At 67.7% G+C, this 18,333-nt stretch carries 17 protein-coding genes; 6 read left to right on the forward strand and 11 right to left on the reverse strand.

What is annotated here, in order from left to right; all coding sequences use genetic code 11:
- The first annotated feature begins 8 nt into the window (after positions 1-8).
- On the forward strand, positions 9-1,991 hold the full coding sequence (gene prpR, locus AB3K92_RS07045; RefSeq protein ID WP_021159662.1) for a propionate catabolism operon regulatory protein PrpR: 1,983 nt from the start codon (positions 9-11) through the stop codon (positions 1,989-1,991).
- Between the two features lie 47 nt (positions 1,992-2,038).
- Here prpR and AB3K92_RS07050 read toward each other — a convergent pair whose 3' ends face one another.
- Entirely contained in the window at positions 2,039-2,680 is a 642-nt protein-coding gene (locus AB3K92_RS07050) for an ABATE domain-containing protein (RefSeq protein ID WP_059622109.1), read from the reverse strand.
- 253 nt (positions 2,681-2,933) lie between these two features.
- Here AB3K92_RS07050 and AB3K92_RS07055 point away from each other — a divergent pair, with 253 nt between their 5' ends.
- Positions 2,934-3,317 (forward strand): VOC family protein, encoded by a 384-nt coding sequence (locus AB3K92_RS07055; protein ID WP_021159659.1) that lies wholly within the window; start codon positions 2,934-2,936, stop codon positions 3,315-3,317.
- A 189-nt stretch (positions 3,318-3,506) separates the two neighbouring features.
- On the opposite strand, the gene AB3K92_RS07060 is transcribed toward AB3K92_RS07055, so the two are convergent.
- The gene (locus AB3K92_RS07060) at positions 3,507-4,355 is read right to left on the reverse strand and encodes an ureidoglycolate lyase (protein ID WP_059495157.1); all 849 of its coding nucleotides are present in this window, start codon (positions 4,353-4,355) and stop codon (positions 3,507-3,509) included.
- A gap of 665 nt (positions 4,356-5,020) precedes the next feature.
- Here AB3K92_RS07060 and AB3K92_RS07065 point away from each other — a divergent pair.
- On the forward strand, positions 5,021-5,842 hold the full coding sequence (locus AB3K92_RS07065; protein ID WP_042975150.1) for an IclR family transcriptional regulator: 822 nt from the start codon (positions 5,021-5,023) through the stop codon (positions 5,840-5,842).
- Between the two features lie 194 nt (positions 5,843-6,036).
- On the forward strand, positions 6,037-6,588 hold the full coding sequence (locus tag AB3K92_RS07070; protein WP_042975149.1) for a hypothetical protein: 552 nt from the start codon (positions 6,037-6,039) through the stop codon (positions 6,586-6,588).
- Between the two features lie 658 nt (positions 6,589-7,246).
- Here the strand turns inward: AB3K92_RS07070 and AB3K92_RS07075 are convergent.
- The 5 genes from AB3K92_RS07075 to AB3K92_RS07095 form a co-directional block, all read right to left on the reverse strand.
- The gene (locus AB3K92_RS07075; RefSeq protein ID WP_369464728.1) at positions 7,247-9,604 is read right to left on the reverse strand and encodes a GNAT family N-acetyltransferase; all 2,358 of its coding nucleotides are present in this window, start codon (positions 9,602-9,604) and stop codon (positions 7,247-7,249) included.
- A 603-nt stretch (positions 9,605-10,207) separates the two neighbouring features.
- Positions 10,208-10,507, reverse strand: a complete 300-nt coding sequence (locus AB3K92_RS07080) for an H-NS family nucleoid-associated regulatory protein (RefSeq protein WP_027790329.1) — start codon at positions 10,505-10,507, stop codon at positions 10,208-10,210.
- Between the two features lie 103 nt (positions 10,508-10,610).
- Positions 10,611-10,883 carry a hypothetical protein gene (locus tag AB3K92_RS07085; protein WP_048023821.1) on the reverse strand — a complete coding sequence of 91 codons (273 nt, stop codon included), beginning with the start codon at positions 10,881-10,883 and terminating at the stop codon, positions 10,611-10,613.
- A 61-nt stretch (positions 10,884-10,944) separates the two neighbouring features.
- Positions 10,945-11,472 carry a BON domain-containing protein gene (locus AB3K92_RS07090; protein ID WP_069255059.1) on the reverse strand — a complete coding sequence of 176 codons (528 nt, stop codon included), beginning with the start codon at positions 11,470-11,472 and terminating at the stop codon, positions 10,945-10,947.
- 54 nt (positions 11,473-11,526) lie between these two features.
- Positions 11,527-13,005 (reverse strand): sigma-54-dependent Fis family transcriptional regulator, encoded by a 1,479-nt coding sequence (locus AB3K92_RS07095; RefSeq protein WP_059487607.1) that lies wholly within the window; start codon positions 13,003-13,005, stop codon positions 11,527-11,529.
- A 326-nt stretch (positions 13,006-13,331) separates the two neighbouring features.
- On the opposite strand from AB3K92_RS07095, the gene AB3K92_RS07100 reads away from it, so the two are divergent.
- Both AB3K92_RS07100 and AB3K92_RS07105 read left to right on the forward strand, forming a co-directional pair.
- Entirely contained in the window at positions 13,332-14,735 is a 1,404-nt protein-coding gene (locus AB3K92_RS07100) for a GntP family permease (protein WP_021159644.1), read from the forward strand.
- A gap of 257 nt (positions 14,736-14,992) precedes the next feature.
- A complete protein-coding gene (locus AB3K92_RS07105) occupies positions 14,993-15,256 on the forward strand; it encodes a DUF4148 domain-containing protein (RefSeq protein ID WP_021159643.1) in 264 nt (87 codons plus the stop codon).
- A 69-nt stretch (positions 15,257-15,325) separates the two neighbouring features.
- Here AB3K92_RS07105 and AB3K92_RS07110 read toward each other — a convergent pair whose 3' ends face one another.
- From AB3K92_RS07110 to AB3K92_RS07125, 4 genes are all read right to left on the reverse strand, one after another.
- Positions 15,326-15,691, reverse strand: coding sequence for a 5-carboxymethyl-2-hydroxymuconate Delta-isomerase (locus tag AB3K92_RS07110; protein WP_042975155.1), 366 nt, complete (start codon positions 15,689-15,691; stop codon positions 15,326-15,328).
- 73 nt (positions 15,692-15,764) lie between these two features.
- Positions 15,765-17,363, reverse strand: a complete 1,599-nt coding sequence (locus AB3K92_RS07115; RefSeq protein ID WP_369464729.1) for a thioredoxin family protein — start codon at positions 17,361-17,363, stop codon at positions 15,765-15,767.
- A complete protein-coding gene (locus tag AB3K92_RS07120) occupies positions 17,360-17,644 on the reverse strand; it encodes a hypothetical protein (RefSeq protein WP_124468723.1) in 285 nt (94 codons plus the stop codon). Before AB3K92_RS07120 ends, AB3K92_RS07115 begins: the two co-directional genes overlap by 4 nt.
- 13 nt (positions 17,645-17,657) lie before the next feature.
- On the reverse strand, positions 17,658-18,158 hold the full coding sequence (locus tag AB3K92_RS07125; RefSeq protein ID WP_059495167.1) for a GNAT family N-acetyltransferase: 501 nt from the start codon (positions 18,156-18,158) through the stop codon (positions 17,658-17,660).
- Between the last annotated feature and the right edge of the window lie 175 nt (positions 18,159-18,333).

Consider the following 18,333-nt stretch of genomic DNA (forward strand, 5'->3'; position numbering starts at 1 on the left):
CGACCGTCATGGACCTCTCCTCGACCAAGCCCGTCGGCCCGGCGGATCGCGCGGCACGCCCGCGCATCTGGGCGATGGGCATCAGCCGCCTGCGCGAACTCTTCCGCGAGATCGCCGGCGAATTCGACGAACGCGCCGACGTGCGCATCGTGACGCGCGCCTATGAGGATGCGCTCAGCGCGATCGCCGAGGCCGGCACCGCGCGGCCCGACGTGATCGTCGCGGCCGGCTCGAACGGCGGCTTCCTGAAGACGCGTGCGCAGGTGCCCGTGGTGGTCGTGTCGCCGACCGGCTTCGACGTGATGCAGGCGCTCGCGCGCGCCCGGCGCGACGCGTCGCGGATCGCGCTCGTCAGCGCCGGCGAAACGCCGCCCGAAGTGCGCCGTTTCGTCGCCGCATACGGCCTCGACGTGCAGTTTGCGTCATATCAGACCGCGCAGGAAGCGGAAGCCTGCGTGCACGAGCTGCGCGACCGCGGCATCGAGACGATCGTCGGCCCAGGCCTCGTCACCGATCTCGCCGCCAGCGCCGGCATGGGCGCGGTGTTCCTGTATTCGCACGCGTCGGTGCGCAAGGCCGTCGATACGGCGCTCGAAGTCGCGTACGCGACGCATGCCGAGGCGTTCCGCCGCCAGCGGCTCGACAACCTGCTCCAGCACCTGCGCGACGGCGTGGTCGCGCTCGACGCGCGCGGCCGCGTGGAGGCGATCAACGAGCGGCTCGCGTCGGCGCTCGGGGTCGAACCCGCGGCGGCCGTCGGCCGCGCGCTCGTCGACCTGCGGCCCGAGTTGCGCACGCTGCGCGGCGAGGACGGCGACGCGCTCGCGACCGTGCGCGGCGTGCGCTACGTCGTGCATCGCGGGCCGCTGGTCGATCGCGGCGTCACGTCGGGCAGCGTGCTGACGTTCCAGGAATCGCGCGCGGTCGAACGCCTCGACCGCGCACTGCGTTCGCAGCCCACCACGCAGCAGTTCGCGGCGCGCTACGCGCTCGACGACGTGGTCGGCGCATCGGCGCCGATGGCGCGCGTGCGCGATCTCGTGCGCCGCTACGCGAAATCCGACGCGACCGTGCTCGTGCTCGGCGAAAGCGGCACCGGCAAGGAAATGATCGCGCAGAGCCTGCACGCGCTGTCCGCGCGGCGCAGCTACCCGTTCGTCGCGGTCAATTGCGGTGCGTTTCCGGAAGCGCTGCTCGAAAGCGAGCTGTTCGGCTATGAGGAAGGCGCGTTCACCGGTGCGCGGCGCGGCGGCAAGACCGGCCTGTTCGAAGCCGCACACCGCGGCACGCTGTTTCTCGACGAGATCGGCGAGATGCCGCCGTCGCTGCAGAGCCGGCTGCTGCGCGTGCTGCAGGAGCGCGAGGTGATCCGCCTCGGCTCGACCGAGCCGATCCGCATCGACGTGCGCGTGATCGCCGCGACGCACCGTCCGCTGCTCGCCGCCGTCGAGGCCGGCACGTTCCGCGCGGATCTCTATTACCGGCTCAACATCCTGAACGTCGGCCTGCCGCCGCTGCGCGAGCGCGCCGCCGACATCCCGGCGCTCGCGGCCACGCTGCTCGTGCAGGCCGCACGACGCGAACCGCGGCTCGCCGAGCGCCTGCGCGACGCCGACGATGCCGCGCGCGTGCTCGGCGCGACGCAGGCCGTGCTCGCGCGCTACCGGTGGCCCGGCAACGTACGCGAACTGCAGAACGTGATCGAGCGGATCGCGGTGGAGCTGGCCGAGGAAGCCGACGAAAACGATCCGGCCGCCGCCTGCGGCACGCTCGATCCCGACGCGCTGCAGGCAATCGCGCCCGAGTTGTTCGCCGCGCCCCCCGACGCGGCCGACGCCGACGATGCGCAGACGCTGCACGCACGCCGCCGTCGCGCGGAAGCCGACGAGATCCGCGCGGTACTCGACGCGTGCGGCGGCGACCGCGATCGCGCATGCGCGATGCTCGGCATCAGCAAGACGACGCTGTGGCGGAAGTTGTCGGTGAAATAGGCAGGCCGGATGCGGCGCGCCGGCGCGCGCCTGCGTAACGAGGAACGTCAGTCGACCTTGTGATAGTGGCGATACGCCTTCGCGCGATTGCCGCACGACGACATCGAACACCAGCGGCGGCTGCCGTTCTTGCTGTCGTCGATGAACAGCCACTGGCAGGCGTCGTTCGCACAACGCTTGACCTTCGCGAGCCGCGCGCCGCCAAGCAGGTCGATCGCCGACCACAGTACCGGGCTCAGCAGCGCCTCGAGCGTGGCGCCCGCGCCGCCGATCCGCCACGCATAGGCGCCGTCGATGCGCGCCAGCGCAACGCGCGGCGCCGCTTCCGCCAGGAAGCCGCCGAGCAGCGCCAGATCGTCGGCGTGCGGCTCGCGCTGCTCGGCCTGCGCATGAAACAACCGATAAAGCGCCTCGCGCAGTGCGAGCGCGCGCGCGAGCATCGCCGGCTCGTCATCCTTGCCCCGCACCCGACACGCGTCGGCCAGGCCGGACGGTACGCCCGCCTGCTCGCGGCACCACGTCAACAGGTCGTCCAGCGTCCCGAAGGTCTCCGTCGGCGTGTCGGCGCCGCGCCAATACAGCGTATTCGCGAAATCGATGCTCAGCGTTTCCGGCGGCGCCGGAATCAGGCAGTCCGTCGTGACGGAAGGTTGCGTTTTGCTCATGACGCGATCGTATCTAACCAGCATGCCGGTTGACAAGCATCCGGACGCTTTCTAACATAACCGGCATGGTGGTTAAAAACCGGTTGGCCGCACTGCGCCCTTTCAGTTCAAGGAGACACAGATGATCGATCGCCTTTTCTTCAGCGTTATCCACAACGACCGCAGCCGGGTGTTCGACGACAGCGCACCCGGCGCGCTCCGCTACAAGCGGCTGGCATGGTGCTTGTAGGCAGGTTTGCCGTACTGACGTCCCCTCTTCAGTTCAAGGAGCCCACAGATGATCGATCACCTTTCCTTCGGCGTCGCCCACATCGGCCGCAGCCGCACGTTCTACGACAGCACGCTCGGCGCGCTCGGCTACAAGCGGCTGTATAGCGACGACGGCTCGATCGGCTACGGCGAGACCGAGCCGGTGCTGTGGCTGCAGCATGCGGCTCGCCCCATCGCCGCCGATCCCGACTCCGGGCTGCACCTGTCGTTCAAGGCCGCGTCGCCCGTCGAGGTCGACGCGTTCTACCGCGCCGCGCTCGAGCACGGCGGCCAGGACAACGGCGGGCCCGGCAAGCGCGAGCACTACGGCCCCGGCTATTACGCGGCGTTCGTCGTCGATCCCGACGGATATCGGCTCGAAGCCCATTGCGAGCTGGACAACGTCGTCTGATCCGGTTCGCACCGACGCGGGTAAACGACAAGGGCCCGATTCCGCATCGCGCGGAATCGGGCCCTTGTCCTTGTTTATGCTGCATCGAGGTTCTGTCGCGACGCTCGCCGCAGGCAAGCACGCCGATGCCGGGCGGCGCGGCCGGCTCGCGGCTGATTGCCCCGCAATCCGCCCGCGCCGGGCACGCGCTTACTGCGCGTTGCGCGTGTTCTGCAACTGCTCGCCGAGCCCGTCGATCCCGAGGCGTACCTTCTGGCCGGCCTTCAGGAACACCGGCGACGGCTTGATGCCCATCCCGACGCCCGGCGGCGTGCCCGTCGTGATCACGTCGCCCGGCTGCAGCGTCATGCAGCTCGACAGATAGGCGATCAGCTGCGCGACGGTGAACACCATCGTGCGCGTGTTGCCGTTCTGATAGCGGTGGCCGTCGACTTCGAGCCACAGGTCGAGACGCTGCGGATCGGGCACCTCGTCACGCGTGACGAGCCACGGACCGATCGGGCCGAACGTGTCGAAGCCCTTGCCCTTGTCCCACTGGCCGCCGCGCTCGATCTGCCATTCGCGCTCCGACACGTCGTTGACAACGCAGTAGCCCGCGACGTAATCGAGCGCGCGCGCTTCGTCGACGTCCTTGCAGGTCGCGCCGATCACGACGCCCAGCTCGACCTCCCAGTCCGTCTTGACCGAACCCTTCGGGATGTCGATGCCGTCGTTCGGGCCGCAGATCGAGCTTGTCCACTTGCCGAACACGACGGGCTCCTTCGGCACCGGCATGCCGGCTTCGGCCGCGTGATCGGCGTAGTTCAGGCCGATGCCGATGAACTTGCCGACATGGCCGACGCACGCGCCGATGCGCGGCTCGCCCGACACGAGCGGCAGCGTGGCCGGATCGATTGCACGCAGACGCGCGAGACCCGCGTCGGACAGCACATCGCCGGACAGATCCGGCACATGCGCCGACAGGTCGCGAATCCGGCCGTCCGCGTCGAGAATACCGGGCTTTTCCTGGCCGGACGGGCCATAGCGAAGCAGTTTCATCGTGCTCAACCTCTGTTGTCGAATGGGACAGGATACCGGCCAACGCGGCCCTTCGCGGCCACGTGCCGGACTGATTGTCGATCGTCGATTGCGCGCGTCGGCGCCGCATCCGGCATGCCGTTCGACGCGCGAGGGTCGCGCGGGCGCAGCGATCGTGGCGCCACACGGAAGTATGGCGCGCATCGAACGGGCGGCCGCCGGTCTGCGCATCGGCGACGACGGCCCGGCACCCGCGACATGGCCCGGCCCGTACCGGCCGGCGTCACGCGCGGCCGCACCGTCGCTGGCCCGCCAGTCTTTGTACCATCGGCCGCGCGCGATGAAATGACGCGCGACGGATACCGACTATTGGTGCACCCGCGGGCGCTGCAGCGCAGCATCGCGGACGGCGCCGCCGCCCGATTTCCTTTCGAATACCTTGAACCGGTGCCACCTGTCATGAATACCGGGTATTCGGGGCTTCCCTGTCATCCTGAAAACGAATTGATCCGTTCTTGTCAGGTAACGATCGGTAAAAAGACGCTGCATTGCACACTAATTGTTTGTTGTTAAGCTCGACCGGATGGCGTGCGTCGCCACACGCGAGCCCGACACAGGCGAAGTGCAGAATCGGCCAGCGTGCGTCGCCAATCGATCGACAGTCATCCCCCAACCTCACACCGACAATGCAAACAACCAACGACCTGCTTCCCGGCTGCGACGCACGGGAATCGATGGGCGCAATCGACCGTTACCGCGCACCCGCGCTCGACAAGGGTCTCGACATCCTCGAACTCCTGTCGGAGCAGAAAGAAGGCCTCACCCGCACCGAAATCACGAAGGAACTCGGCCGCAATGCGAGCGAGATCTACCGGATGCTCGAACGCCTCGTCGCGCGCCGCTACGTGATGCGCTCGACCGGCGGCGACCGCTATACGCTCAGCCTCAAGCTGTTCTCGCTCGCGCACCGGCATCCGCCGATGAGCCGGCTGATCGCCGAGGCGCTGCCGCCGATGCAGCGCTTCGCCGATTCCTCCGAACAATCGTGCCACCTGTCCGTCTACGATCGCGGCAACCTGCTCGTGATCGCGCAAGTCGACGGGCCCGGCCCGTGGGGGGTGTCGGTCCGGCTCGGCTCGCGCATCGGGCTCGCCGATACGGCATCGGGACGGGTCATGCTGTCGTTCCAGGGCGCCGAGCAGCGCGCGCACATGCTCGCGGAGCACCGCAAGGTCAAGGGCGAAGCGCCGCTGAACGAGCAGGAACTCGCGTACGCGTGCCAGTCCATCCGGCAGGCCGGCTACCTGCGCCAGGACAGCCGCCAGGCATACGGCGTGACCGACCTGACCGCGCCGATCCTCGGGCCGTCCGGCCATGCGATCGCGGTGCTGACCTGCCCATACATGCGCCGGATCGATGCGCACATGGCGCCGTCGGTCGACGCGGTCGTCGAAGGGTTGCGCGAAACGGCCGCCCATCTGTCGATGTGCCGCGCCGAAACCTGCTGACATAGCTGAGCCTGCCGACACGCAGGCTCGGCGGAACGCACCGGGTACGGCGCGATCGCGCCGATCCCGGCCGCCCGCGATCACGCCGGTGCGAGGCGCGACGGACGGTGCCATATCGTGCGTCCACGGCGCTACGCTAAAATAGCGGCCCTCTCAAAAACTACGGCGGCCGGTTGTCGCGGCCGTCGTGTCCGATGGATGTCATGGCCAAACTTCTGAACGATCAAGAATTCCAGCGTTTCTCCGAACTTCAGCAGAAGCAGGCAAGCTTCACGATCACGCCCGAGGAGGCGGACGAACTGCGCGATATCGTCGCGCGCGCGCAGAAGAAGCGCGACGATCGTGCCGCCGCGATGCAGGCGATCGAGAACTACATCGAGCAGTTCGACATCACGCCAGACGAGCTCTTCTCGCCCGAGCAGATCGGCGACGCGGCTCGCACCTACGGGCTCATCACGGCGACCAAGAAGGAACGCACGCTGCCGCCGACGATCACGTTCAACGGCAAGCCGTACCAATGGACCAAGACGCTTCCGGACGACGTGCGCGGCGCGCTGTTCGAAGCATTCACGTCCGGCGAATCGGTCAAGCGCTTCATCGCGATGCCGAAGGACATCGCGCGCTGCGCGCTGACGATCGCCCGCCTCGAGCGCGAAACCGGCGCCGTCTATGCCGATCCGCACCTCGAGGAACTCGCGATTTCGCGTGACCAGGTGAACGACGCGGCGGCGAAACTCGCTGCCTGAATGTAAGTGCGGGCACGGTTCATGCGTGCCCGCGCCCTGCATGACGCCGACCTTGGCCGGCGTTGCGCTTGCGCTAGCCGTGCGTCCGGACACTCCCGAAAAGTCTCACCTTGGCGTCCCGCAAGCGCTCACCCACTCCTCCCGAAAAAGCTCACCAAGGCTCCCGGAAACTCTCACCGAAGCCTCCCGGATGTGCTCACCGACACGTCCCGCAGCCCCTCACCGATGCGCCCCGGAAAGGCTCACCGACGCCTCCCGCAGGTACTCACCGGCCACTCCCGGGAAGGCTCACCGAATGCTCCCGTATTGGCTCACCTCGACCATCCCGGAGAAGCTCACCGGCGGCTCCTGAAAAATCTCACCTTTTGGGCAGACTCGAATTTTCGAGGCTGAAATACGGCGGCAAATACGTGTGGACCCCGCGCGGAAAACTGCGCTGCGGGACCGAAATCGCGGCAAACGGTACGCGTCTCGCGATGCCTGCCGGATGCGCGTCGTTGTTTCCGTCGCGAACAGGCAGCGGCACGTTCGCCGTCGTTTCGCTCACAAGACCGGTTCGAATGCACGGCATTCGTGACCGGAAACATCCGCGGCGTGCCGGGAAGCCGGGGACATCGACGGCTTATGGCGTCCGTACGCGCCGAGCCGCAGACGGACGCTACGGCTGCAGCTTCATCCTGAAGCCGACGACACCGGGCTCCTCCGTCGTCGACACGGCGAAACCGCACGACTTCGCAAGCGCGATCATCGCCGAGTTCTCGCGCAGCGCCTCGCCGATCATCCATGCGGTGCCGCGCGAACGCGCGTAGTCGATGATCCGGTTCATCATCAGCCGGCCAAGCCCCTTGCCCTTCTGGTCGGGTCGTACCGCGATCGCGAACTCCGCCGTCTCGTTGTCGGGATCGGCCACCGCGCGCGCCACCGCGAGCGTGTGGTCGCGCCCGGACACATCGGTGAACGACACGATGAAGGCCATCTCACGGTCGTAATCGATCTGCGTCATGCGCGCCACCTGCGAATGATCGAAGCTGCGCACCGCACCGAAGAATCGCATCCGCAGATCGTCCGGTGTCATCGCGCCGAGCAGCTCGTTGTGCGCGGCCTCGTCTTCCGGACGGATCGGGCGGATCGTCACCGTCTCGCCGCGCCACTCGAGCGTCTGTTCGAGGTGGCGCGGATACGGCATGATCGCGAGCCGGCTGCGGCCCGTGGCCAGCGTGATACGCGGTGCGATCACTTGCGCACGGTCGGACAGCACGCGCAGCGTGACCGACATCGCAACGACTTCACGCACGTCGCAGACGACCTGCGACAGCGCCGTCAATGCGTCGAGCGTCGGCTCGACGGGTGTGCGGCGCGCATACGGCGAGCGCTCCATCACCGCGCGGGCAAGCACGCTGTTCAGCGGCGGCAGGCCATAGACGACGAACGGCGCCGATACGCCGTCCGCGGGCGGCACGGCATAGCGAAACACCGGGCCGAAGTTCGCATCGTCGTACATGTCGACCGTGACATCGACGACTTTCGTGCCGGCCGGCTCGGCGGCCTGCTCGCCCTGCAGGCCGAAACGGGACAGCCAGCCCAGCGCGGCTTCGCCGGTCAGCTCATGCTCGCCGGCTTCGACCATCCGGCGCGCGTCGGCCTGTGCCGATGCAACGCACTCGGCCGGCTGCAGCGGCGTGCCCTCGGGCGTTTGCATCAGCAGTTGCCGCCCGAGGTTGTAGTCGACGAGACGCGCATACGCGCGTGCGAGCCGCTGCGGCGTGGTGTGCACGGGAATGCCGTTCGCATGCAATGCATCGCGCGTCGCCGCGTCGACCGCGCCGAAGAAACACGCGAGGATGCCGCGATGCGCGTGCTGCCGCGCTTCGATCAGCGTGTGCGCAACCGCATCGGCCGGCGCGCTGTGGGAAGTCGAATGGACGACGAACAGCGTGCCCGTTTGCGGGAACGGCGCAAGCGCCTTGACCGCCGCGGCAAAATGCTCGGGCCGCGCATCGTCGCCCAGCGTCAGCGGATTGCCGGGCGACGCGAGATGCGGCAGCGCGGCCGAGACGGCCGACGTGGCGGCGGGCGGCCAGGCGGCCAGTACGTCGCGCACGTCGGACACCGCGTCGACCGCGAGTTTCGCGACCCCCGCATCGCTCGTCACGAGCGTGGCCGCGCCGCGCGCCGTGACGCGGCCGACGCCGAGCGTCTCGATCTCGTCGAGCAGATCGTCGAGCGCATCGACCCGCACCATCCCCGCACGCTGGAACGCCGCGGTATAGAGCGCGTCGCCGGGATCGGCACGCCCGGTGCGCAATGCGAGCACCGGCTTGTTGCGCGCGGCCGCGCGGGCGGCAGACATGAACTTGCGCGCCGCGCGCACGGTATCGAGTTCGAGCAGGATCGCGCGCGTGCCGGGGTCGCTCGCGAGATAGTCGAGCACGTCGCCCGCATCGACGTCGGACTCGCCGCCGAGCGCGACGACATGTGAAAACCCGAGGCCCCGTGCGTCGGCCCAGCCGAGCACCGCGTTCGTCAGTGCGTTCGATTGCGACACCCACGCGACACCGCCCGATCGCGCCGTATAGGCCGGCGCGCCGAAATGGGCATGCCGTGCGGGCGACAGCACGCCGAGGCTGCCCGGCCCGACGATACGGAGCACGAACGGCTTCGCCGCCTTCAGTGTGCGATCGAGCGCGGCGCGATCGGCATCCGTGCGCGCCTCGCCGACGATCACCGCCACGCGCGTGCCGAGCTCGCCGAGCTTGCGCACGATGCCGGCCCAGGTCGCGGGCGGCGTGCAGATCACGGCCACCGACGGCGGTGCGGGCAACCGGTCGACATCGGCAACGACCGCATGCCCGTGCAGGTCACGATACTTCGGATTGACGGGCCACACGGGCCCCTGGAACGCGCCGTCGAGCACGCGCGCCCACACCATCGCGCCGATACTGCCCGCGCGCGACGACGCGCCGACGACCGCAACGGACTTGGGCTGGAACAACGCATCGAGATGGCGAACGGTCACATCGGCTCCCTGCGGTAACGAAAGACGACCCGATCGGCATGCGGCACGGACAGGCCGTACACCGATCGACGCGAACCCCAAGCATAGGCGAAGCGCATGCGGCTGCCTATATGCCGGACGGCCGACTATTCGACAGACGTCAACGCACGCACCATGGGCCCGTGACACGAGCACGAAAGCCGTCGCCGCACGCCGGGCGTCCACATTCGCTCGACGCGGGCGGCGCTCGCATTCGGCGCGCCGCTGTGTCCGCTTCGTCAAAGGTGAGGATTTACAGGAGCTATGGTGAGCAAATTCGGGAATTGCACGGCGCGACGCGCAAACACGCGAAAGGTGATCGGAATTCGCGGCGCGCGTGCACCGCGAGAATGGCGCGAGCCAATGCGGATATGCCGTGAAATTGCGGCGCTGTTTACCGTAAATCGCCGCGATATGCAGCCGAATCGCAGCGTATTCGCAAAACGGGATCCGTTAATTGCGCGGCATCGCAGTTCAATACGCCGTCGGGAATCGCGCCGGGAATGCACAAAAACAAAACGGTGCGACGGCCGCATGGCCGTTCGCACCGTCGGTCGGCACGCGAAAGGTGAGAATTTTCGGGAGTCAGTCCTTGATCAGGAAACGCGCGCGATTCTTGCCGAGCCACGTCGGCGAGCGTCCACGGCCACTCCACGTTTCGCCCGTCTTCGGGTTCAGGTACTTCGGCGGCGACGTACGCTTCGGCTTCGCGGCGGCAGCGGCCGCCCCTGCCGCACGGAACCCGAGCTCTTCCGGCGTAATGTCGTATTCCTCGATTTTCGCGCGGATATCGGCAATCGCATCGGCAATCGCCTTTTCGCGTTCCTTGTCGATCTTTTGCTGAAGCCGTTCGAGCTGCGCGGTCAGTTGCCTGTAGGTCGCCATATGGATGGGACTCCGTGAGTGTTATTCGTGAAAAATAGGTGACTCTCAGCAAACAGAAAAGCGCTTCGCCCGATCGTGGTCTCCTCAGCCGGTTATTTCGAGGTCAATAACCGCTCTTTTTCTTGCACGCGAAGAGAAGATTTCGCGTGGCGTCATCGCTCGATTGCTGAAGCACTTCGAAATCCCCGTTGCAGATCGCCCGGGCGTTGTCCGTGCAATTGCTCCAGTCGCTGCCGGTGCATTGCACCTGGGTAGTCGGACGCCCGTCCGAAGTGAACAGCGGTGCGCTGCCGCCACACCCGCCGAGCCCGGCAACCAGACCCAGCACAACGGCCGCCCGAGGCCACCGACAGACCGACGCAAGCATGTGTTTCATTGTTCTTCCCGTCAACCTTTTTTTGAATGTCGCGAGTATGCCATGCGCGGCCCTTTCTCCGTCAGTCCGGCGTGCGCCCGGGTTGCCCGCGCGCCTTGTACGGCAAGCGCTTGCGCGGATCGTCGGTGATGCGAACGAACACCTGCTCGACGTCCGGAAGCGCCTCGAGCTCACGTTGCAATGCCTGCCGGTCGAACGCCGTATCGGCACATCCTTCGACGTAGATGAAACGCCGCTGCACCGTGATCCACAGGCTCGTGCCATGCAGTCGATCGGAGCCGGCGAAGTGCGCCTTCACGGCGTCGGCGATCGGTGCGTCATACATGTAGGAGTTCGGCTTCGTGCAGCGGTGCGCGAGCCAGCACGTGGTGCCGCGTTCGGCACGGTAATGCGCGTCGTCCGTCATCTCGGCCCGGGTCATCCACGGGCCGAGCGGCAACGGGCATTCGGCTACGTCCCGCGACAGCGCGATGAACGGATCGTTGTACCAGTTGCGCCGTGCCTCGGGGGCGTCGGCGTCGCCGGACTGCGCGAGCGCGGCGCTCGCCAGCAACAGCGTCAGCCATCCTGCGATGCCGATCCGTTTCATCGTGATCTCCTGTTCGATGCCGCACGTCCGGCCGCATCGGCCTTGCCGATCGGCCTACCGGTCGATGCCCAGCGCCGCCAGCTTCTTGTACAGCGTCGCGCGGCCGATCCCGATGCGCGCGGCCGCTTCCACCACCTTGCCGTCGCAAGCCGCGAGCGCATCGGTCAGGAACTGGCGCTCCCACGCCGCCAATGCATCGGCATACGACGCCGCCGGCGCGGCCCGCACTTCGCCCGCGCGCCGCTCGACCGTCTGCACAGCCACCGGCTGCGCCGGTACTGCACCGTCCGTCGATACGCGCACCGGCCCAAGGAACGGCGCGAGCGCACGCGCATCGATCACCGACCGGTCCGACAGCATCAGCGCGCGCTCAAGCGTATTGCGCAACTCGCGCACGTTGCCCGGCCACGGATACGCACACAGCATCCGCAGCGCATCGTCGGTCAGCTCGCAATGGGCCGCGCGCCCGTGTTGCGCGGCCAGTTCCTCGAGGGTTGCGTAGACGAGCGCCGCGATGTCGGAGGCGCGCTCGCGCAGCGGCGGCGCGTGGATCGTCAGCACGTTCAGGCGGTAATAAAGATCCGCGCGAAAACGCCCGGCCGCGACCAGCGCCGGCAGGTCGGCGCTCGTGGCCGCGATGATCCGGACGTCCGCGCGCACGATCCGGTTCGAGCCGACCGGCTCGAACTCCTTGTCCTGCAGCACGCGCAGCAGCTTGCCCTGCAGCGGCAGCGGCATGTCGCCGATCTCGTCGAGAAACAGCGTCCCGCGATCGGCCAGCTCGAACTTGCCGACGCGCCCCTTGCGGTCGGCGCCCGTGTAAGCACCGGGCGCGGCGCCGAAGAATTCGGTTTCGAGCAGCGTGTCGGGAATCGCGGCAACGTTGACGGTCACGAGCGGCTGGAGTGCGCGCGCCGACGCCGCGTGGATCGCATGCGCGAGCAGTTCCTTGCCGGTGCCCGTCTCGCCGAGCAGCAGCACCGGCGAATCGACCTGCGCGGCGCGGCGCGCCTGGCGCTTGGTTTCGAGACTCGCCGCACTCGTGCCGACGAAACTCGCAAACGTGTATTTCGCGCGGCGCGCCTGCGCGAGCGAACGCTGCGTCGCGATCAGTTGCTGCTGAAGCTGGGCGTAGCGGGAAAAGATCGGCGTGAGCGTCTTCAACTGGTCGAACAGCGCGAAGCCGATCGCGCCGACCGTCTCGCCGGCCTCGTTCTTCAGCGGCAGGCGCGTGACGACGAGCGGCTCGCGGCCCGTCTCCATGATGTCGAGCAGGATCGGCTGCCCCGTCGACACGACCTCGCGCATCAGGCTGTTCGGGATCACGGCCTCGCAGTCGAGGCCGACGGCCTGCTGCGGATCGGCGAAACCGAAGCGCGCCGCATATCGCTCGTTCATCCACACGACGCGTGCATCGCGATCGACGACCACCGTGCCCGCGCTCGAATCCTCGAAGGTCCGGAACAGCGACTCGGCGGCGCGCCGCAGCACGTCGCCGTAGTTGACGGGCAGGCGGGCCCAGTCGTTCATCATCGTGTCTTCGTCTCCGTGTATTGTCGACCGGCTGTCTCCGGAACGAGACGGATTATCTCACTCCGGAGACACGCTGCAATACGTTGTCGGGTAAAGCCCTGCACGATGTCGAGGCTTGGCCGGATAGCCAAAACGTCTCCAGATGGAGACGTTTTATGTAGAATCGTCAGACAACGATCGGCGCGGGCCCGCCGGTCCCCGGCGGACCCATGTCCGGCGGCGCTATCCGGCCGATGGCACGAAACCTGCACGAACCTGAGCTGGTCCGCGGCGCATCGCGCGATCGAACAACAACCAAAGCCATTCCAAGCTTTTAGGAGACTCCCTTGTCTTTCGTGATCGTCCTCGCCGCGCTGGCGTTCCTGATGTTCGCCGCGTATCGCGGCTACAGCGTGATCCTGTTCGCGCCGATCGCCGCGCTCGGCGCGGTGCTCCTGACCGAACCCGCCGCCGTCGCACCGGTCTTCTCCGGCATCTTCATGGAGAAGATGGTCGGATTCGTCAAACTGTATTTCCCGGTGTTCATGCTCGGCGCGGTGTTCGGCAAGGTGATCGAACTCTCCGGGTTCTCCGAGTCGATCGTCCACGCGGCGATCCGCTACATCGGCCGCTCACGCGCGAATGCGGTGATCGTCGCGGTGTGCGCACTGCTCACCTATGGCGGTGTGTCGCTGTTCGTCGTGGTGTTCGCGGTCTATCCGTTCGCGGCCGAACTCTATCGCCAGAGCAACATCCCGAAACGGCTGATGCCCGGCGCGATCGCGCTCGGCGCGTTCTCGTTCACGATGGATTCGCTGCCCGGCACGCCGCAGATCCAGAACATCATCCCGACCACGTTCTTCAAGACGACCGCCTGGGCCGCGCCCGCGCTCGGCACGATCGGCTCGCTGTTCATCATCGTCGTCGGCCTCACGTATCTCGAATGGCGCCGCCGTTCGGCGATGGCAAAGGGTGAAGGCTACGGCACGTCGCTCGTCAACGAACCGGAGCGCGTCGAGGCGAAGTCGCTGCCGAATCCCGCGCTTGCGATCCTGCCGCTGATCCTCGTCGGCGTGTCGAACTTCGCATTCACGAAGCTGATTCCGCAGTGGTACGGCGCCGCATCGTACACGGTCGCGCCGGAAGTGCTGCCCGGCGTGCACGCGCCGGTCACGACGTCGATCAAGACCGTCGTCGCGATCTGGTCGGTCGAGGCTGCGCTGCTGCTCGGCATCGTGCTGGTCGTGCTGACCGCGTTCAAACGCGTCAGCGGGCGCTTCGCGGACGGCTCGAAGGCCGCCGTCGCCGGTGCGCTGCTCGCCGCGATGAACACCGCGTCGGAGTACGGCTTCGGCGGCGTGATCGCGGCGCTGCCGGGCTTCCTCGTCGTCAGCGATGCGCTGAAGAGCATCCCGAACCCGCTCGTCAACGCGGCCGTGTCGGTCAGCTCGCTCGCCGGCATCACGGGCTCGGCGTCGGGCGGCATGAGCATCGCGCTCGCCGCGATGTCGGACCTGTTCATCAAGGGCGCGCAGGCCGCCAATATCCCGCTGGACGTGCTGCACCGGGTCGTCGCGATGGCGAGCGGCGGCATGGACACGCTGCCGCACAACGGCGCGGTGATCACGCTGCTCGCGGTCACGGGCCTCACGCACCGCGAGTCGTATCGCGACATCTTCGCGGTCACGATCATCAAGACGCTCGCGGTGTTCTTCGTGATCGCCGTGTACTACACGACGGGCCTCGTGTAATACCCCCGCATGCGGCGGCCCGTCTCCGGGCCGCTGCCCGCCGGCCGCCGGCCACGTCGCTGCGGCCGGCTTCTCCCCCGCTCCTCCCCTTTTTGCCGGGCACCGTCCAGGTGCGCGCGCCGCGCCGCTCATTGTTGTCTTCCGGAGAACACTACGTTGGGCGCAGCGGCATTTTTCGCGCGTCGGGCGAGGCCTACACTGCTTTCGACGGTCACCGTACGTGATCGGCGCCGTCGAAAACCTGGAGGTATCCGCTCATGAACCCGCTGCTCCGCACACTCGCCCTCGCCGCCGCATTCGCCGCTCCCGTCGCCGCGCAGGCGCAAGCCACCCAGCCGCTCACGCGCGCCGAAGTGCATTCCGAAGTGGTTGCACTGAGAAAAGCCGGCTTCCAGCCGAGCGACTGGTTCTACCCTGCCAGCATCCAGGCCGCCGAAGCGAAGATCGCCCGGCAGCAAGGTGCGCCGCGGGCCGCGGGCGCCGGCTACGGCAATCGCGGCGCGTCCGCCACGGGCCAATAGTCCGGTTTCAAGCCAGCGGGCTGCGCTCGCGTGCAACGCCACGTTGCCGGCGCGTACAGCGCTGCACGGTCAGCGCGGCTCGATGCCCGCTTTCGCGTAGGACTCGCGTTCCAGTTCCAGTATTTCCGCGGACAGTTGCAGGTGCATGCCGGGCGGCGCGACGACGTGCCGCTTCAGTTCCGCCAGCACCCGCTCCGAGAATTCCCGCTTGACGTCAGTCGGCCGGCCGCTCAGCACCGCGAGCTTCGCGTGGACGAACGCGCGAGGCGCCGGCGACGTGCCGACCGCAAATGTATCGAGCCGCAGCGCGCGGCTCTTGATATCGCGCTCGTCGAAATGGCCGGACGCGGCAAGCGCAACATTGAGCGCGCGCAGTGTCGCGCCGGCGTCGAACCCGTCGAGGTTCGCGGAATATTCGAGCGTCAGGTGGGGCATGGGGTCGGTGGCCTCGTCGGTATCGGGAAATGCGCCGGCCGGCATCCCGAAAGCCCATGCAGTGCTACCGGATCTATGCCTTGACCGGCTGGATCAGCCGCTCGCAGGCGCTTGCCTGCGGATCGCCGGCGGGCAGTTTCCCACAGATGCCGTCGAACTGCTTCGCGATCGACCTGACCGATGCGTCGTGCGCACCGCTGCCGCGCCAGCGGTTCAACTGCGTGACGACCTTGGTCAACGCGCGCAGGTTCGCGCCGTAGAACGCGTCCCGCGTCTTGTCGGCCTGCGCGAGCACGCTCGCGGCGATCCCTTCGATGCGCGCCGAATCGTCCGGCGCCAGTTCGACCGCATTCGCGAAATAGCTCGCGCCCCAGCGCAGCTTCGTCGCCGGCCCGCTCGCCGCATCGTATGCCTTGCGGTACCAGTCGAGCGCCGCGGCCTTGTCGCCGCGCGCCTTCGCATTCGCGGCCAGCCCGGACATGAAGTAGTACGGCGTGGACGAGCGCGGCAACTCGGCCTTCAGCAAGGCATCCGACTCGTCGTACAGCCCCGCGTCGGTCAGCGTGTCCGCGCCTTCGCTGACGAGTGCCTGCCGCTCGTATGCGTTCGCGGCGCCCTGCACCGACGACAGGATCTGTTTGCGCGCCGTGTCGGCCAGCGCCGGCACAGCGAGCGGTGCGCCCTTGCGGGCATCGCCGCGCGCGAGCAGCACGCGGCCGTGCAGCGCCATCAGCCGGTCGATCGACGACAGCGTGGTGTCGGTCGACAGGCGCGCAAGCGCCGTGTCGTACGCGCCGCGCAATTTCGCGCGCTGCGCGTCGCCGCCACCGAGATACGCGACCACACGCGCGGGCGCGGCGACCAGCACGTCCGAATCGGCCCGCGACAAGGCGGGGTCCTGCAGCACCGCGCGCAGCGAATCGGCCAGCGCCGTCTTGTCCAGCGCGCCGGCCTGCGCCGGATCGTCGGACGCGGCGACCACGGCCGACTTCAGCGCAAAGCGCGCCGATTCGGCCTTCGCACCGGCCGCCCGTGCGCGTTGCGCGAGCGACTGCAGCGTCTCGGCCACGCGATCGGCCGGCACCGGCAGCGCGCCGTCGGTATCCCACGAATAGTCGGCCAGCAGGCGCCATTCGTCCGGCGTCAGCGACGCACCGTTCTTCAGCGCGGTCGCGAGCGTCTGCCGCACCGGATGCGCGGCTGTCATCCCGAGCGACAGCGCCTGCATGTAGCGGTCGAGATCGGCTTCGCCCGGCAGCCGCGTCACTTCGGTGCCGTCGGGACGGAACAGGATCATCGTCGGGTAGCCGTGCACCTTGAAGCGCTCGCCGAGCTTCTGCGCGCTTTCGGTATCGCCGTCGAGATACACGGGCACGAAGAACGACGAGCGGGTCTTGAATGCCTGCTGGCTGAAGATCGTCGATTTCACCTGGTTGCACGACGGGCACCACACCGCGCCCCAGTAGAGCAGCAGCGGCTTGCCGGTGCGCTTCGCCAACGCGAAAGCGGCGTCGACGTCGCCGTGCTGCCACGCGATGCCGGGCGGCAGGTGCGCGCCGTCGGGCGATGCGCTCGCGACCGGGGTGCCCGTGGGCGCGGCGGCGGCAAACGCCGCACCCGCGGCGGCAGCGAGCAGGCAGGCGGCAGTCAGATTCCGGAGAGCGGTTTTCATCGAAGCGGGTCCGTTGAAAAAGAAGGTTGCGGGAAGGAGTGGCGCGCCAGGCGACGACGGGAAGCGACGACCTGAAGCGACGCCCATGCAGCGAGATTCATGAAGCGATGAAGCGCACCGGCGTGCGGCGTGGCGCAAGCCGGCGTGCGTCGACGCAAGCCGCGCGCATCGATGCGGCGACCGCCAACGCCGCCCGAAGCGGCCGGCAAATCCTTCAACGATACGATCCGCGCAGCCGGCGGGAAACGAACGAATTCTTGAATGAATATGACGCGCGGCATCGTCGCCGCGCGTTCACTCTCGGCCCTTGATCCGCGCCATGTGATACACGGACATGTGCACGCCGTCGCGCAACGCGTAGCCCGGCGATTCGCCCTCGATCCGGAAGCCGTGCTTCTCGTAGAGCGCGATCGCCGCGCGGTTGTCGGTGAACACGGTCAGCTCGAGGCGCGTGAGGTTCAGCCAGTTTTCCGCGAGATCGATCGCGGCCGCGAGCAGCCGGCTGCCGATGCCGCGCCCGTGCCGGGTCGCGTCGACCATCATGCCGAGCCCTGCCGCATGGCGCCGACGCGGATTCGGTTCGAACTCGAGGCCGAGATGGCCGACCACCGCGCCGTCGATTTCGGCGACGAGGCTCGCGCCGCGCTCGTGCGCGTTGGCGAGCCGTTTCTGCCATTTTTCGAGCGATGGAAACGGATACTGCAGCGTATACATGTACACCGCGGGGTGCGCGGCGATCTGCCGGATCGCGTCGACGTCGTGCGTCTCGCTGTGCCGGATCTTGATGTCGGTCATGGGTGGGCCGGTTCCGAAAAGTCGCGCCCGCGGCGCGGGCTGCGCACATGCGCAGCAACGGATCGAGCTTATCCGATTTCACGCATTTGAAACATCGGCGTCATGCGATGCCGTTGCACCCGCAACGACCGGCGCTCAAGCCACGCCTCCACGCGCAGGGAAAATCTGACCGGCC

The sequence above is a fragment of the Burkholderia sp. Bmkn7 genome (assembly GCF_041103175.1).
GTDB classification, from domain to species: Bacteria; Pseudomonadota; Gammaproteobacteria; order Burkholderiales; family Burkholderiaceae; genus Burkholderia; species Burkholderia cepacia.